A 17,674-nucleotide genomic window follows, 5' to 3' on the forward strand; every position below is an offset into this window, starting at 1 on the left:
TAGTTTCAAATGTTAAAATGCAAAAATAATCAATTAATTATAACGATGTTATTGTTAAATTATTAATTAAGATTTTATTTTTATTGTAAATAATGCCAAACAATGTTACATTTGTCAATATCAAAAAAAAACTTAAAAAAACTTATGAAATTTCTATTAACTAAAAGATTGGTTTATTTATATTCTTTTTTCTTTTCGCTTTTTATTACTGCACAGCAATCTTCGGATAACATTTGGTTAAAAAATGAAGTTGTTAGTAAAGCAGAAACAAAAGAGATTTTTAAAAACTCTTTGCCTGATTCTTACAAGGTGTATCAATTAAATGTTGCTGAGTTAAAAAAATCTTTATCGTCAGCTCCAGAGAGAGGAATTAAATCGAATACTGTAATTAGTTTTCCAAATGCTGATGGAGAATTAGAAAAATTTAGAGTGTTTGAAGCGTCAGTTATGCATCCAACATTACAAGCTAAATATCCAAATATTAGATCGTATGCTGGTCAAGGAATTGATAACCCAGCGTCAAGAATAAGATTTAGTGTTTCTCATTTAGGTTTTAAAGGAATGAATATTTCAGCAGGGTCTAATACTGTTATTATAGAGCCTTTAACAAAAAATGCTGGACAATATATTATTTATAATAAAAAAGAAAATAAATCGCCTGGAACATTTGAATGTGAGGTTGAGGACGAATTAACTAATAGAATAAATAATTCTCAAAATACAAGTACAGCAAAAAATGCAGATGATGGTATTTTAAGAAAATATAGGTTAGCAATGTCAGCTACTGGTGAGTATACAGACTATTTTGGTGGAACTAAAGCAGACGCTTTAGCTGCTATAAATGCTACTATGACAAGAGTTAATGGAGTATTTGAAGTAGATTTTAATATTACTACTGAATTAATTGCCAATACAGATGAGGTTATCTATATAGATGCTGACACGGATCCGTATACAGGAACTTCATTTAATGATCAACTTCAAAATACATTAACAGATGTTATTGGTGAAGCAAATTATGATATTGGTCACTTAGTAACTAGAGGTAGTGATAATGGAAATGCAGGTTGTATTGGTTGTGTTTGTGTAGATGGAGAAAAAGGTAGTGGTTTTACTTCTTTTGGAAGTCCAGAAGGTGACTTTTTTGATATTGATTTTGTAGCACACGAAATGGGCCACCAATTTGGAGCTAACCATACTTGGACATTTAATGGAAGTGAAGGTACTGGAGTTCAAATGGAACCTGGTAGTGGATCTACAATTATGGGGTATGCTGGTATTACTGGAGCAACAGATGTACAAGATCATAGTGATCCTTATTTTCACGCAGCATCTATTAGACAAGTAACAGACTATGTTAAAACTACTAGTTGTCAAACAGATTTTGCAACTGGAAATAATGTGCCAACAGCAGATGCTGGTATGGATTATACAATTCCGAAAGGAACTGCTTTTACGTTAGTTGGAGATGGTACAGATACTGATGGTGATGCTTTGTCATTTTGTTGGGAACAAATAGATCAAAATGCAGCTTCATCAACGTACCCAAGTACAACAAGTACAACAGGTGTATCTTTTAGATCATTTAACCCTTCAACAATAAAATCTAGAACTTTTCCTAAAATGGAAACAGTTTTAGCAGGTAGTACATCTAGCCAATGGGAAGCAATTCCAAATGTTGGAAGAGATTTAAACTTTAGATTAACAGTTAGAGATAACGTAGCTGGAGGTGGAACTAATAATAGTGACGATGTATTGGTAACTGTAGATGATGCAACAGGGCCATTTGTAGTAACTTCACAAGCAACAACTGAAAGTTGGGATGCGGGAACAAAGAAAACAGTTACTTGGGATGTAGCAAATACTGATGCTGCACCTGTAAACTGTGCTAATGTTAATATATTAATGTCGATAGATAATGGATTAACGTTTCCAATAACTGTAGCATCTAACGTACCAAATAATGGTAGTTATGATGTGTTAGTTCCAAATAGTACAACAACAGAAGCAAGAATTAAAATCGAAGCTGTAGATAATATCTTTTTTGCAGTAAATGCTGCTAAAATCGAAATTCAAGCTTCAGAGTTTATTATGGAGTTTGAGTCGTACACAAAAAGTGTTTGCGAGCCAAATAGTGTTGTGTATGCGTTCAACTATAAAACATTTTTAGGCTTTACTGAAGAAACAACTTTTTCTGCAGATAACCTACCAGCAGGAACAACAGCGGTATTTAGCCCTGCAACAGCTACTGCAGATGGTACAAGAGTTGAGATGACAATTTCAGGATTAACAAACAGTAATATTGGTAATTATGCAATTGCACCTATCGGAACTTCAGCTACTGTTACTAAAACATTTGAAGTTAATTTAGATGTGTATTCTCCAACAATTTCTACAACAACATTATTGTTACCAGCAAATGATGCTGTGAATGTATTGCAGCCTTATACATTAAGCTGGGATAATGATTTAAATGCAACTTCATATGAATTACAAATTTCTGAAACAAGTGATTTTGCTTCAATAAAAGAAACTGCTACAATTTCAGAAGCAATGTACGACCCTCAATTACTTGAATTAAACACAGATTATTACTGGAAGGTAAAATCTATAAATGATTGTGGGGAAAGTTCTTTTTCTGAAGTTAGAAAATTTAAAACTGTTAATATTGAATGTAAATTTGATGACAATACAGTTTCAGAAGATATTCCAGAAATTGTTAGTGAAGGAATTACTAAAACAATTAGTACAACGCATAACAAATCAATTTTAAGTGTTATTGTAACAGTAGATATTGTGCATCCAAATGTTGAAGATTTAATTTTAAAATTAATTAGTCCTCAAGGAACTGAAGTTACTTTAGTTTCAAATTTAGCTGCCAACGGAGCAAATTATACAAGCACTGTTTTTGATATGGAAGCTGCTAATTCAATTAATACAGGAACAGCACCATATACAGGATCATTTATTCCACAAGGAGATTTAAGTGTTTTTAATGGTGAAGAATCATTTGGAGATTGGCAATTAAATATTGTGGATGCAGGTTTCTTAAATTCAGGTTCGTATACAAGCTGGGGAATTGAAATTTGTGGTTACCCAATTGAAAGTGATGATAATGATAATGATGGTGTTTTAAATGATGATGATTTATGTCCTAATACTCCAGATGGTGAAACAGTAGATGCAAATGGATGTTCAAACGGTCAGTTAGATGATGATAATGATGGTGTAATAAACTCTATTGATGTTTGTGATGGTACTCCAGCAGGAACTATTGTTGATGAAACAGGTTGTGAAGTGTTTATGCTTGCCGAAAATAATTTTTCGATAGAAGTTACTGGAGAAACTTGTACAGATAAAAACAATGGTCAAATTAATATTACAGCATTAGAAAATCATAATTACAAAGCTTTAATAAACGGACAAACTTTAGACTTTACATCAACACTGTTAATAGAAGGGTTAGATCCTGGAAGTTATGAGTTGTGTATAGAAATTGAAGAAGAAGATTATGAGCAGTGCTTTACTATTGTTGTTGAAGAAGGAACTTCAATTTCTGGTAAGACAACTATTTCTTCGAACAGAGCAAGTTTTGAAATAGAAGAAGGGGAAGGTCCTTTTACTGTATTGGTAAATGGAGTTAGTGTTTTAACAACTAGCCAAAGTGTGTTTAATGTGGAGGTGAAGCACGGAGATTTAATTAGTGTAAAAACAGCTAAAGATTGTGAAGGTGAAATTACTAAAAAAGTAAGTTTGTTTAACGAGATTGTAGCGTATCCAAACCCTACTAAAGGTAGTCTAGATATTGCAATTCCTGTTTCTCAAAAAGAAGTTTTAGTACAATTGTTTAATATTCAATCTCAATTAATTTTAACTAAAACGGTTAATTCTTCAACAGGTAGAGTTAATTTAGATTTGAGTAATTTACCAAAAGGAGTGTATATTGCTAGAGTTGAGGTAGATGGAGATGTAAAAACTTTGAAAGTTATTAGAGAGTAAATATTTAAAAATATTTTTATTAAAGAAAAGCACATAATTTATTATGTGCTTTTTTTGTTTTTACTTTTTTTGAATTATTAATAATATATAGTTAAATTGCGCTTTTAAATAACCCCTTTAAAATCACTTTATTATGAAGATTAAATCCCGCTTATCTTTATTTTTTTTTATTATTAGTAACTTTTTTATAGTAGTTCAAGCGCAAGATTTAGGAGTAAAATTTTGGCAAAAATCAAACAAAACTGTAGAAACAATAACTGATAAAATTGTCAGAAAAAACCTTCCTGAAAAATATAAATTATTTAATTTGAATTTGGATGAGTTTAAATCAAATTTTAAATCTAGTAACTTAAAGTTGGGTGTAATCTTAAGTTTTCCAAATGAAAAAGGTAATTTAAAAAAGTTTGAAGTGTTTGAGTCTTCTATAATGGATGAAAAACTTCAAGAAAAACACCCAGATATAACTTCATATATAGGTAAAGGAATCGATAATCCAGCAGATGTTATTCGATTTAGTATTACAAAAAAAGGAGTTCATGCAATGGTATTTAGAAATGGAAAATCTACGTTATTTATAGACCCTTTCTCAAAAGATTTAACAGAATATATAGTTTATTCTAAAAGTAGCTTGCCAGTTATAGAAGAAGTAATGAAGTGTTATGTTGAAGAAAAGGTGAGTAATGTTAATGTATCTTCAAAAACAACAAATGCTAATGATGGAAAGCTGAGAACATACAGACTTGCTATTGCAACTACTGGTGAATATTCACAATATCATTTAACAGGTTCTGAAGCTAACGATGCAGAGCGTAAAGCTACAGTTTTATCTGCTATTGTAACAACAATGACAAGAGTCAATGGAATTTTTGAAAGAGATTTAGGGTTAAAAATGATTTTGGTGGCTAATAATACTGATATTATTTATCTTGATGGAGTAACAGACCCTTTTACAAATGATAGTGCGGGTTCTTTAATAAATGAAAGTCAAACTGAAATAGATTCTAAAATTGGATTTTTTAATTATGATATTGGACATACTTTTAGTACAAGTGCAGGTGGGTTAGCACAGTTAAACTCTCCTTGTACATCCAATAAGGCAAAAGGAGTTACAGGAACAAACAATCCAATTGGAGATGCTTATGATGTAGATTATGTTGCTCATGAAATGGGCCACCAATTTGGAGCAAATCATACTTTTAACACAACATCAGGTTTTTGTGGTAGTAATAGCCAGCGTAATTCTGGGACTGCTGTTGAGCCTGGTAGTGGATCTACAATAATGGCATATGCAGGTATATGCTCTCCAGATAATGTGCAAAATAACAGTGACTCTTATTTTCATACAATTAGTATTGGTGAAATGTGGGCAAATATTTCTGGCGGTACAGGAAGCTCTTGTGCAACATTAATAGATACTTCAAACGATAATGTACCAGTTTCTAATGCAGGAGCAAATTATACAATTCCTAAATCAACACCTTTTGTGTTAACAGGTTCAGGAAGCGACGCAGATGGTGATGCTATTACTTATTGTTGGGAGCAAGTAGATACTAGCGTAACTTCAGAGCCTTTAAGCTCTACGGTTACTGATGGTCCAGCGTATAGATCTATTTTTCCTTCAACTTCAGAAAAAAGATATTTTCCAAGTTTTGAAACTGTTTTAAACGGTAATTTATTTAATAGTTGGGAGGTAACACCTTCTGTAGGTAGAACATTAGATTTTGCATTAACTGTTAGAGATAACAATGCTGTTGGAGGTCAATCAGCAAAGTCTGAAATGACAGTTACTGTTGATGGAGCAGCAGGTCCATTTGAAGTTTTATCTCAAAATACAACGGGAGTAACTTGGCAAAGTGGCACAACAGAAACCATAACTTGGGATGTTGCTAATACAGATGTGAGTCCTATTAATTGTACGGCAGTAAATATTGTTTTATCTATTGATGGAGGGTTAACTTATCCTATAGTTTTAGCATCGAATACAGCAAATGATGGTAGCGAACCTATTACTGTACCAAATAACCCTGCTCCGTATTGTAGGGTAATGGTTGTGCCAACTAATAATATTTTTTATAGTATTAATAGCGAAAATTTTGCTATTGATTATACAGTATCAACAACATGTAAAACATATAGTGCATCTCCTAATGCTGTAATTTCAGATGAAGCTTGGACATTAGATAATATTAATATTGGAGATGATATGGAAATTTCTGATTTAAACCTAAGTATAAATATAACCCATAATAATATAAGAGATGTTATTATTAGGTTGGTTAGCAGTGGTAATTCTACAAACCAAATTGTATACGAGTATTCTTGTGATGAAGTTGGTAATATGAACCTTATTTTTGATGATCAAGCTACTCCATTAAATTGCGGGAGCTTAGATTCAGGCTCTCATGTACCAGTTAATCCATTGAGTGTTTTTAATGGAGGGATGAGTCAGGGAAATTGGCAGTTACAAGTTGGCGATGGGTATACAAATGGAATAGAAGGAGTTCTTAATAATTGGTCAATAGAAGTTTGTACGGTATCAGAACAGCCTTTAGCTGTTAACGAGTTTGAAATAGGGAATTTTTCTATGTATCCAAATCCTTCGAGTGGAATATTTAATATAAATTTTCTTTCAAAAAATAATTCAGACGATATTAAAGTTAAATTATTTGACTTAACAGGAAGGTTAATTGAATTAAAAAACTATACTCAAAATGGTATAAGTTTTTCCAAAGAAATAGATTTTAGCCATATTTCAAGTGGAACATATATAATTAAGCTTGAGCAAGGAAATCAATCAATTTCAAAACATTTAGTAAAATATTGATAATCTTATTGTGAAATCCTCTTTTTTTTAACGATTATTATGATAATTGAAAAAAAATTGTATTTTGCAAAACCTTAATCAATTATTTATTAAATATTATGAAAAAACTACTAACAGTAATTTTTGCTTTTTTTGTAGGTTCAATGTTGTTTGCTCAAACTTCAGTTACAGGAACCATAAAAGAAGCAAAAACAGGTGAGCCTATACCTGGTGCAAACATTAAAATTGAAGGTCGCTCTATTGGAACAACTGCAGATTTTGATGGTAACTTTGTATTAAAAGTGGCAAATGAACTTCCATTTACTATCGAAGTTTCATTAATTGGATTTTCAACTAAAAAGGTTGAAATTAATAAAAACAATCAAAACGTTATTGTGAGTTTAGATGAATCTGCAACTGCTTTAGATGAAGTTGTAGTATCTGCATCTAGAACTCCAGAGCGTATTTTAGAATCTCCTGTAACTATCGAACGTATGGATGCAAGAGCTATTAAAAGTACATCATCACCATCTTTTTATGATGGGTTGGAAAACCTTAAAGGAGTTGATATTAATGCCAATAGTTTAACCAATAAAAGTGTTAATACTAGAGGTTTTGCCACTTTCTCTAACACTAGGTTTATGCAGTTAGTGGATGGAATGGATAATTCTTCTCCGGCATTAAACTTTGCTTTAGGTAATCTTTTAGGCTTGTCTGAATTAGATGTAAATACGGTAGAATTGTTGCCAGGAGCATCATCGGCCTTATATGGTGCAAATGCATTTAATGGTATTTTATTTATGACAAGTAAAAGCCCTTTTGATTCTGCAGGAATAAGTACTTATGTAAAAACAGGAATTACATCTCAAGAAGCGGCAGGAGATAACCGTTTTTTTGATGGTGGTATTAGAATGGCTTATAAGTTTAGCGATAAGTTTGCAGCAAAAGCATCTTTTTCATTTTTAAAAGGAACGGATTGGTATGCTACAGATTATAGAGATTATGATCATGATAATAGTATTACAGGTTCTGCAACACCAATAAAAGCCGAAACAGGTCAAACTTCGTTCGATAGAATGAATATTTATGGAGATGAAGTTAATTTAGCTTCAGCAGGTTTAGGTAATTTAAATACGTTTGGTCAATACCTAGAGAGTGTAGGAGCTTTACCAGCTGGTGCAAGTGCTCTTTTACCACAAGATAATGTATCTAGAACTGGTTATAGAGAAGTAGATTTAACAGATTATACTGCAAGAAGTGTTAAAACAAATATTTCGTTACACTATAGACCGTTTGCAGATGATTTAGAAATTATTTATAACGCCAAATTTGGTCAAGGAAATACTATTTACCAAGGAACAAATAGATATAATATTAATAACTTTTTTATGCAACAACATAAATTAGAAATTAAAAATGATCGCTTTTTTGTTAGAGGTTATTTAACAAGTGAAGATGCAGGAGATTCTTACGATATGAAATTTGCAGGTGTTAATTTAAATAAACAAACTGCAGGAACTTGGTTTGGAACTTATGCAGGTGCGTATGCAACAGGAGCAAGTGCTATACTCCAAGGCGGTGGTTCAATTGCTGATGTTATGGCTGCATCTTCTCAATTACATAGTGGAGCTCGACAATATGCTGATGCGAATGTTACTTTACAACCTGGAACACCAGAGTTTAAAGCTGCATTAGATGATGTAATTTCAGATCCTAATATTTTAACTGGAGCAAAATTTAAAGATAACACGAAGTTATATCACGTAGATGCAAATTATAACTTTCATGGGTTGGTTGATTTTGCCGATATTCAGATAGGTGGTTCTTGGAGACAATACTCATTAAATTCTGACGGAACAATTTTTACTGATTCTGATGGTCCAATTCATTATAATGAATATGGTGCTTATACTCAAATTCAGAAAAAAATGATTGACGATAGATTGAAGTTTACAGGATCTTTGAGATATGATAAAGCTAAAAACTTTGATGGTAACTTTTCGCCAAGACTTTCTGTGTCGTATGCTTTAGGAAAAGGAAAAACACGTAATTTAAGAGCTTCTGTTCAAACAGGATTTAGAAATCCAACAACACAAGATTTATACATTGGTTTAGATGCAGGTGTTGGATTGTTAGTAGGATCTGCTCCTGATAACTTAGATAGATATACATCTTCTCCAATTCCAATTAATAGTCCAATTGGTCAAGCTGTTTCAGGTGCTGCTTCTGTTCAATTATCTGGAGCAAGAGCATATGACAATGCTTTTTCAGAATCATCTTTAATTAATTTTGCTACGGCTGTTCAAACAGCTATAGCAGGTGGAGCAACTCCAGCTCAAGCAGCAGGTTTAAACGCAGGCTTAATAGAGCAATCTAAAGTAGAGTATGTACAACCAGAACATATAACAGCATTTGAAGTTGGTTATAGAGCAGGTTTTGGAAAGTTTTCTATAGATGCAAGTGCTTATTACAATAAGTATGAAGACTTTATTGGAAACAAAAATGTTGCTGTGCCATTATATGGAAGCGTTCCAGCATTTGATGCTGCTAGTGTAGCTACAGATCAAAATACTCAATTATTATTAGAGGCTATTGGAAGTGGAGATTTACAAGGGTTTCAAGTGTACACAAACTCTACTGCAGACATTTCTTCTTACGGAGGTAGTATAGGTTTATCTTCTAGAGTATTTGGTAATTATAATGTGGGATTAAATTATACATTAGCAAAGTTTGATTTTGATCAATCATCAGATCCAGATTACGAAGCAGGCTTTAACACACCAGAACATAAAGTGAAGTTTTCATTTGGAAATCCAAAGGTTATGGATAATTTAGGGTTTAATATAAATGTTAGATGGAGTGATGAATATTTATGGCAATCTACAATTGCAGATGCTTTAATTGATGCAAGAACAGTTGTAGATGCACAGGTAAATTATTCGGTGCCAAGTATGAAATCTACATTTAAAATTGGAGGTGCAAACCTTGGAGGTAAAGAATATTTTAGTGCTCCAGGTAACGGAAAAATAGGCTCTCAATATTACATTTCTTGGACAATTAACCCTTAATTTGTTCATTCAAAATATATTAGAAAGCACCCTTATAATTAAGGGTGCTTTCTTTTATCTAAAAATACCGACCTAAAATTTTTGAAAATTAAATCAAAAAACTATCTTTGCGAAGCAAAAATTGGGTGTAATCTCAATAGAACAAATAACTAAAAAATAAACAGTCAAAGCAATGGCAAAAGTAACAGGTAAAGTTGCACAAATTATTGGACCGGTAATAGACGTTGAGTTTAAGTCGGAATCAGATCTTCCAAAAATTTACGATTCACTAGAAATTACTAGAAAAGATGGTTCTCTTTTAGTATTAGAAGTACAATCTCATATTGGTGAAGATACAGTAAGAACAATCTCTATGGATTCAACAGATGGATTAAGTAGAGGTACTGAAGTAGTTGCTACAGGTAACGCAATTCAAATGCCAGTAGGTAAAGATATTTATGGGCGTTTATTTAATGTTGTTGGAGATGCAATTGATGGTGTTGGAAATTTACCAAAAGCGGGTGAAAATGGATTGCCAATTCATAGACCAGCTCCTAAATTTGAAGACTTATCTACTTCATCAGAAGTGTTATTTACAGGTATAAAAGTTATTGATTTAATTGAGCCTTATGCAAAAGGTGGTAAAATTGGATTATTTGGTGGTGCCGGTGTAGGTAAAACAGTATTAATTCAAGAATTAATTAACAATATTGCAAAAGGACACGGTGGTTTATCTGTTTTTGCAGGAGTAGGAGAAAGAACTCGTGAAGGAAACGATTTACTTCGTGAAATGTTAGAGTCTGGAATTATCAAGTATGGTGATGACTTTATGCATTCTATGGAAGAAGGTGGATGGGACTTAACGAAGGTTGATAAAAATATAATGAGAGAGTCTAAATGTACGTTTGTATTTGGACAAATGAATGAGCCACCTGGAGCACGTGCACGTGTTGCTTTATCTGGTTTAACTATTGCTGAATATTTCCGTGATGGTGCAGGTGAAGGGCAAGGAAAAGACGTTTTATTCTTTGTAGATAATATTTTCCGTTTTACGCAAGCAGGTTCAGAGGTATCGGCATTATTAGGTCGTATGCCATCTGCGGTAGGTTACCAACCAACATTAGCTACAGAAATGGGGGCTATGCAAGAGCGTATTACTTCAACTAAAAATGGTTCTATTACATCAGTACAAGCGGTATATGTGCCTGCAGATGATTTAACAGATCCAGCGCCAGCAACAACGTTTGCGCATTTAGATGCAACAACAGTATTATCTCGTAAAATTGCTGAGTTAGGTATTTATCCTGCAGTAGATCCATTAGATTCTACTTCAAGAATTTTAACTGCTGAAATTTTAGGAAAAGAACATTATGATTGTGCTCAAAATGTAAAAGAGTTATTACAACGTTATAAAGAGTTACAAGATATTATTGCTATTTTAGGTATGGAAGAATTATCTGAAGAAGATAAATTAGTTGTACATAGAGCTCGTAGAGCGCAACGTTTCTTATCTCAACCTTTCCATGTAGCTGAACAATTTACTGGTATACCAGGAGTTTTAGTAGATATTAAAGACACAATTAAAGGATTTAATATGATTATGGATGGTGAGTTAGATAAATATCCTGAAGCGGCATTTAACTTACGTGGATCAATTCAAGATGCAATTGATGCTGGAGAAAAAATGTTAGCTGAAGCGTAAACTAGCTTAAGGCTTAGGCTTAAAGCATAAAGCATAAAATTATGATTTTAGAAATTGTAACACCAGAAGCAACATTATTAAACTCTGAAGTAGAATCAGTATTAGTTCCTGGAATTAATGGTGAGTTTCAAATGTTAAATAATCACGCACCAATAGTTTCATTATTAGTTGAAGGAACTATTAGAATAAAAGGTAGTGATTTGAAAATTGAAAAAGAGTTTAAAAGTAAATTTACTGAAAACAAAGATGAATTTACGTTGCCAATTAAAAGTGGTACTATTGAAATGAAAGAAAACAAGGTTATTATACTTGCGGACTAAGTTTTAATAAAATATATAGTGAAAAGGCCTCGTTTTTAGCGAGGCTTTTTGCATTTATTCAATAAAATTAAAGTCATCATAAAAATTTTTCCAAGCCCACCATTCTGCATTAAAACTAATTGATGGTTTTAATTGTGTACCAATGTTTGGTCCGCTAACAGCCTTACCAAAAACATTCCATTTATTTCCAAATTCATCCTTCATTATTATTGGAAATTCATTTAAAATAGGAGTGAAATTGAATGTGTTTTCATTACTATAACTTGTTATGAAGTTTAATTTTTGACTCCCAATTATTTTTGTATTATTAGTTATTGAACTGTTGTAAATTTTAATTTCATCTCCAAAATCGGAATATTTAAAAATTGAAACATTTGAGGTTTTTACAGTGTTATTTATTACTCCAAATACTTTTTCGCTATTGCTAATTGAATTTAAATTTTTTGATTGTTTGTTGTTTGAATTTGAAAATACCAATGCATCTGGGAAATACGTTTTAGCCGTTTTCCAAGTAGTTTCTAAAAAAGGAGCAATAGTGAAAGACTCGTTTGTATAAGTGCCTTTAATGCCATATAAAAGCATTTGAGACCAATAGGAATTACTGTTTTCATCAAAGAGTACTAGGTTTTCTTTATAAAGAATTCCTGAGGCTCTAAGTGTAATAGGTTTGTTAGAAATGTTAGCTTTTATAACTATTGTACTATTGGTTTTTGGGCAAAAAGTAACAATATATTTTTCACTGTCAATTATGTCGTTTATACATTCATACTGATGAATTGAAGTAAGCGGATAAATTTTTGTTGTATTATTTATTGAAACAATAATTACTTCAGCATTATCATTTAAATTAATATTACTAATGCTTTTTAATGTGGGGTTAACTACTAATTCATAAGGATTAAGATCTCCTACTAAATCATTTAATGGAACTGCCCATTCTTTTGGTTGAATTGTTTCGGAAAACTCATTAGAATTTGATTCGGAACAAGAAATAAAAAGAATTATAAAAAAGACGTTTAATAATTTCATAAAAAAAAGCTTTTAATCTAAGTCGATTAAAAGCTTTGTATCTTACAATTTAAGTTGTAATCTAAGAAAACAGCTTAACTATGTCATTTCCATTTGCTAATAATAACAAGGCTATTAGTAATATAAAACCAGTCATTTGAGCATATTCTAAAAATTTATCATTTGGTTTTCTGCCAGTAATCATTTCATAAAGAGTAAATACAACGTGACCACCATCTAGTGCTGGAATAGGAAGTAAATTCATAAATCCAAGCATTATAGATAAAAAGGCTGTAATACTCCAAAAAGCTTTCCAACTCCAAGTTGAAGGGAAAATTTTACCAATGGCAATAAAGCCACCAATACTAGTTGCTCCTTTTTTAGTGAATACATATTTAAATTGATTGATGTAATCTTTTAAAGTCCATATTGCTAATGAATTTCCTTTTACAATACTTTCTCCAAATGAGTAATCTTTATGTTGTATATTAACTGAAGAAACTGGGTCTGGAGCAACACCAACCTTACGTTTGTCGCTTGGAGTTACAGTTAAAGATTTGGTTTCTTCGCCTCTTTTAACGGTTAGTTTTACATTTCCTTTAGAGGTAACTACTTCATTCGTAAACTCGTGCCAAAATGTAATAGGTTTATCGTTAATACTTAATATTTTATCACCTTCTAAAACACCTGCTTTTTCTGCTGCAGAACCTTCAGCAACTAAAGCTATAATAGGTAATGTTCTAACATTAAAAGGTTCCATAACACCATTCTCCCACATAATTTCGCCTATGTTTTCAGGTAGGTTTATGGTTTCCGTAGCTCCGTTAGGGTGAATTACTTCGAGAGAATTAACACCTCTTAAAAACATATGTTTATTTACATCTGTAACATCTAATGGTTCAACACCGTTAAATTTGGTAATCTTATCACCTTCTTCAAATCCGTATTCTTTAAAAGTTTCGTTAACTGCAAACCCGTATTTTACATCGTTTGGTTTAATGGTATCTACACCCCAAACAAAAGTTATCATAATATAAATTAAGATACCTAGTATAAAGTTTACAATTACACCGCCAAGCATAATAATTAAACGTTGCCAAGCAGGTTTAGATCTAAATTCCCAAGGTTCAGCAGGCTTGTCAAGATGTTCAGTATCCATACTTTCATCAATCATTCCAGATATTTTAACATATCCACCTAATGGAATCCATCCTATACCGTATTCAGTTTCTCCAATTTTCTTTTTAAGTAATGAGAATTTGTAATCGAAAAATAAGTAAAATTTTTCAACACGAGTTTTAAATAATTTTGCAGGAATAAAGTGCCCTAATTCGTGTAAAACAATTAAAAACGATAAACTTAAAATAAACTGTGAAGCCTTTATTAATATTTCCATATATGTATTTTCAATATTGTAAAATCGCACAAATGTACGGTTTTTAATATAGTTGTAAAAGCTAAAAAAATGTATGGCGATTTATTTAACAAAGATTTAGAAAAGTTAAGCAACAATGATTGCTTATTATATTAACTTTGTGTTTTAATTTTGAAATAAAAATGGATTTAAAATTCTTCAAAAAGTCAGTTCCAACGTTAGCTATTATGGCAATTTTTTCGGTATTAATGATATATGCTATTTATAGTATTTTAACACCAGAAAAAAGATTGCCTGTATTTAATCCAGCAGATGTAAATCCGAAATTGGTTGATGAAAGTCTAACTCATGTAAGAAGAGATCATAAAATTGCCGATTTTGAATTGATAAATCAAAATGGAGATACCATTACTTATAAAGATTACGAAGGTAAAATTTTTGTTGCCGATTTCTTTTTTACACGTTGTTTAACTATTTGTCCGGTTATGACAAATAATATTGGAAAGCTTCAAAAAGTATTTTTAAATGATGATGATGTAAAATTTTTATCGCACTCTGTAACACCTGTTATTGATAGTGTTTCTGTATTAAAAGAATATGCTATTAAAAAAGGAGTAATAGATAGTAAGTGGAATATTACCACAGGGCCAAAAAAACACATTTATCAATTATCTCGTAAAAGCTATTTTGCTGTTTTAGATGAAGGTGATGGTGGTTTACAAGATTTTGTTCACACAGAAAACTTTGTGTTGGTTGATAAAAAACGCCAGATTAGAGGCTTTTATGATGGTACCGACAATGAAGAAATTGAGCGTTTAATTGAGGATATTAAACTGCTACAGGCCGAAAAGGATTAAAATGACAATTATCATTGTTTAGAATCATTCTAATTTAGTATATTTGCCTTATATTATTTATAATTAGTCTTAATAATGTTTGGAACGATTGCAAATTTACGTATTGGAGAAAAAGCTTTTATAGAAAAACTTTGTTTAGACAAAATTCCTTTAAAACTTTTAGAAATGGGTTGTTTACCAGGTATTGAAGTGCAATTAATACAGGTAGCACCTATGAACGATCCTTTGTATATTAAGGTGAATGGGAGTCATTTAGCTATAAGGAAGGAAACTGCCGAAAAAATAACTGTTGTTAAGTAATTCAAAATAATGAGTGTTGACAATGTTGTAAAAGTTGCCCTAATTGGAAATCCAAATACAGGGAAAACTTCATTATTTAATCAACTTACCGGATTAAAACAAAAGGTTGGAAATTATCCAGGTATTACTGTTGAAAAAAAACAAGGAAAGTGCAAATTAAGCGATTCCGTTTATGCAGAGGTAACGGATTTACCAGGTACATATAGTATAAACCCTACATCTTTAGACGAAACATTGGTGTTAGATACGTTGTTAAATGAAAAAAACGAAACCTATCCTGATGTTATTGTTGTTGTTGTAGATATTGAAAATATTAAACGAAACCTTTTATTGTTTACGCAATTAAAAGATTTAAAAATTCCTACAATTTTGGTTGTCAATATGGTTGACCAAATGAAAAGAAAGGGAATTAATATTGATATAGAACAACTAGAAGAAAAACTTAATACAAAAATTGTTTTAGCAAGTGCTAGAAAAAAAATTGGTATTGAAGAGCTAAAAGAAGCAATTTTAAATTATAAAAGTTTAAGTAAAACTCCTGTAGGAAATATTTCAAACAAAATAGATAAAGAGTATTTTTCTAAATTAAGAGATGCATTTCCAGAGTTTCCTTTATACAAGTCATGGTTGTTAATTACACAACAAACCGAGTTTGAATTTCTTACTCAAAGCCAAAAACAATTGGTTGTAAAGTTTAGAGAAAATTTAGAATGTATAAAACGTTACCAGCATAAAGAAACTATTTTTAGATATCAAATAATTAATGATGTTTTAAAAGAAACATTTAATGTTGATAAATCTAAAGCTACAGATTTACGAGGTGTATTAGATAGAATTTTAACTCATAAAATATTTGGTTACGTAATTTTTGCGTTAATCTTACTGTTCATATTTCAAGGAATATTTGATTGGGCAACATACCCAATGGATTTAATTGATACTGCTTTTGCAAGTTTAAGTTCGTGGACAAAATCGGTAATGCCACAAGGAATGTTTACAGATTTAATTGCTGAAGGTGTTATACCAGGTATTGGAGGTGTTATCATTTTTATACCTCAAATAGCAATATTATTTACGTTTATTTCCATTTTAGAAGAAACTGGCTATATGAGTCGTGTTGTATTTTTAATGGATAAAATAATGCGAAAATTTGGAATGAGTGGTAAAAGTGTTATTCCTTTAATTTCGGGTACGGCTTGTGCTATTCCTGCAATAATGGCCTCTAGAAATATTGGCTCTTGGAAAGAGCGTTTAATAACTATTTTAGTTGTGCCGTTTACAACCTGCTCTGCTAGATTACCAGTATATGCTATATTAATTGCATTAATTATACCTGATAAAAAAGTTTTTGGATTTTTAAATTTGCAAGGCCTTACAATGATGGCTATGTATTTATTAGGTTTTGCAGCGGCTATTGTTTCGTCTGTTTTATTGCATAACGTGTTAAAAGTTAAGAGTAAAAGCTTATTTGTAATAGAAATGCCTAATTATAAAATACCTTCAATAAAAAATATATTTTATGAAGTTGTTGAAAAAACTAAAGCGTTTGTTTTTGGTGCTGGTAAAATAATTTTAGCATTATCTATTGTATTATGGTTTTTAGCATCTAACGGACCTTCAACCTTTAAAAATGCAGAAAAAACTGTAGTTGCAAATGTTGAAAATACAAACCTTGAACAAGAAGAGTTACAAAAAAAGATTGCTTCCTATAAATTAGAACATTCATATATTGGTTATATGGGTAAAACAATTGAGCCAGCTATTAAGCCAATGGGTTATGATTGGAAAATTGGTATTGCTTTGATTAGTTCTTTTGCTGCCCGTGAAGTTTTTGTAGGTGCCTTAGCAACTATTTATAATGTTGATAGTGATGATGAAAATACGGGAACGATAAAAGAACGTATGGCTGCAGAAATTAACCCAGATACTGGAAAAAAACGATTTGATTTCCCTACCGGAATGTCTTTATTAATATTTTATGCTTTTGCAATGCAATGTATAGGTACTTTGGCAATTGTTAAGCGCGAAACTAATAGTTGGATGTGGCCAATGTTGCAATTAGTTGGTATGGGAATTTTAGCTTATGTTTCTGCAGTAATAACATTTAATATTTTTAGTTAGTGCAAGAGGTTTTAACTTACATAGCACTTGCATTAGCCATTGGTTTTCTGGTTAAAACTTACTTTTTTAAACCTAAAAAAGAAGGGAATTGTGGCTCTGACTGTGGAAGTTGTTAATAAGCCAAAAAGAAAAAACTGATAAT

Annotated in this window: 11 protein-coding genes; 9 read left to right on the forward strand and 2 right to left on the reverse strand. The window is 31.4% G+C overall.

What is annotated here, in order from left to right; genetic code table 11:
• Positions 1 to 144 precede the first annotated feature (144 nt).
• The 5 genes from BLU40_RS01500 to BLU40_RS01520 all read left to right on the forward strand — a co-directional run bounded on the left by BLU40_RS01500 (position 145) and on the right by BLU40_RS01520 (position 11,871).
• Positions 145 to 3,999 (forward strand): reprolysin-like metallopeptidase, encoded by a 3,855-nt coding sequence (locus BLU40_RS01500; RefSeq protein ID WP_175454726.1) that lies wholly within the window; start codon positions 145 to 147, stop codon positions 3,997 to 3,999.
• A gap of 133 nt (positions 4,000 to 4,132) precedes the next feature.
• Positions 4,133 to 6,823 (forward strand): zinc-dependent metalloprotease, encoded by a 2,691-nt coding sequence (locus BLU40_RS01505; RefSeq protein ID WP_090119010.1) that lies wholly within the window; start codon positions 4,133 to 4,135, stop codon positions 6,821 to 6,823.
• A gap of 98 nt (positions 6,824 to 6,921) precedes the next feature.
• Positions 6,922 to 9,870: a TonB-dependent receptor domain-containing protein gene (locus tag BLU40_RS01510; RefSeq protein WP_175454727.1), complete on the forward strand. Its 2,949-nt coding sequence runs from the start codon at positions 6,922 to 6,924 to the stop codon at positions 9,868 to 9,870.
• A gap of 172 nt (positions 9,871 to 10,042) precedes the next feature.
• On the forward strand, positions 10,043 to 11,551 hold the full coding sequence (gene atpD / locus BLU40_RS01515; protein ID WP_090119014.1) for a F0F1 ATP synthase subunit beta: 1,509 nt from the start codon (positions 10,043 to 10,045) through the stop codon (positions 11,549 to 11,551).
• A 41-nt stretch (positions 11,552 to 11,592) separates the two neighbouring features.
• Positions 11,593 to 11,871 carry a F0F1 ATP synthase subunit delta/epsilon gene (locus BLU40_RS01520; RefSeq protein ID WP_090119016.1) on the forward strand — a complete coding sequence of 93 codons (279 nt, stop codon included), beginning with the start codon at positions 11,593 to 11,595 and terminating at the stop codon, positions 11,869 to 11,871.
• 54 nt (positions 11,872 to 11,925) lie between these two features.
• Here BLU40_RS01520 and BLU40_RS01525 read toward each other — a convergent pair whose 3' ends face one another.
• Positions 11,926 to 12,900: a DUF3179 domain-containing (seleno)protein gene (locus BLU40_RS01525; protein WP_090119018.1), complete on the reverse strand. Its 975-nt coding sequence runs from the start codon at positions 12,898 to 12,900 to the stop codon at positions 11,926 to 11,928.
• Between the two features lie 61 nt (positions 12,901 to 12,961).
• On the reverse strand, positions 12,962 to 14,275 hold the full coding sequence (gene rseP / locus BLU40_RS01530) for an RIP metalloprotease RseP (protein WP_090119020.1): 1,314 nt from the start codon (positions 14,273 to 14,275) through the stop codon (positions 12,962 to 12,964).
• 161 nt (positions 14,276 to 14,436) lie between these two features.
• Between rseP and BLU40_RS01535 the strand changes: the two genes are divergently transcribed.
• The 4 genes from BLU40_RS01535 (at position 14,437) to BLU40_RS01550 (ending at position 17,648) form a co-directional block, all read left to right on the forward strand.
• A complete protein-coding gene (locus BLU40_RS01535; protein WP_090119022.1) occupies positions 14,437 to 15,111 on the forward strand; it encodes an SCO family protein in 675 nt (224 codons plus the stop codon).
• A 75-nt stretch (positions 15,112 to 15,186) separates the two neighbouring features.
• Positions 15,187 to 15,411: a FeoA family protein gene (locus BLU40_RS01540; RefSeq protein WP_090119024.1), complete on the forward strand. Its 225-nt coding sequence runs from the start codon at positions 15,187 to 15,189 to the stop codon at positions 15,409 to 15,411.
• A gap of 9 nt (positions 15,412 to 15,420) precedes the next feature.
• A complete protein-coding gene (gene feoB / locus BLU40_RS01545) occupies positions 15,421 to 17,532 on the forward strand; it encodes a ferrous iron transport protein B (protein WP_090119025.1) in 2,112 nt (703 codons plus the stop codon).
• On the forward strand, positions 17,532 to 17,648 hold the full coding sequence (locus tag BLU40_RS01550) for a FeoB-associated Cys-rich membrane protein (RefSeq protein ID WP_090119027.1): 117 nt from the start codon (positions 17,532 to 17,534) through the stop codon (positions 17,646 to 17,648). Before feoB ends, BLU40_RS01550 begins: the two co-directional genes overlap by 1 nt.
• The last annotated feature ends 26 nt before the right edge of the window (positions 17,649 to 17,674 follow it).

This window comes from Lutibacter oricola, assembly GCF_900106565.1.
Classification (GTDB): Bacteria; Bacteroidota; Bacteroidia; order Flavobacteriales; family Flavobacteriaceae; genus Lutibacter; species Lutibacter oricola.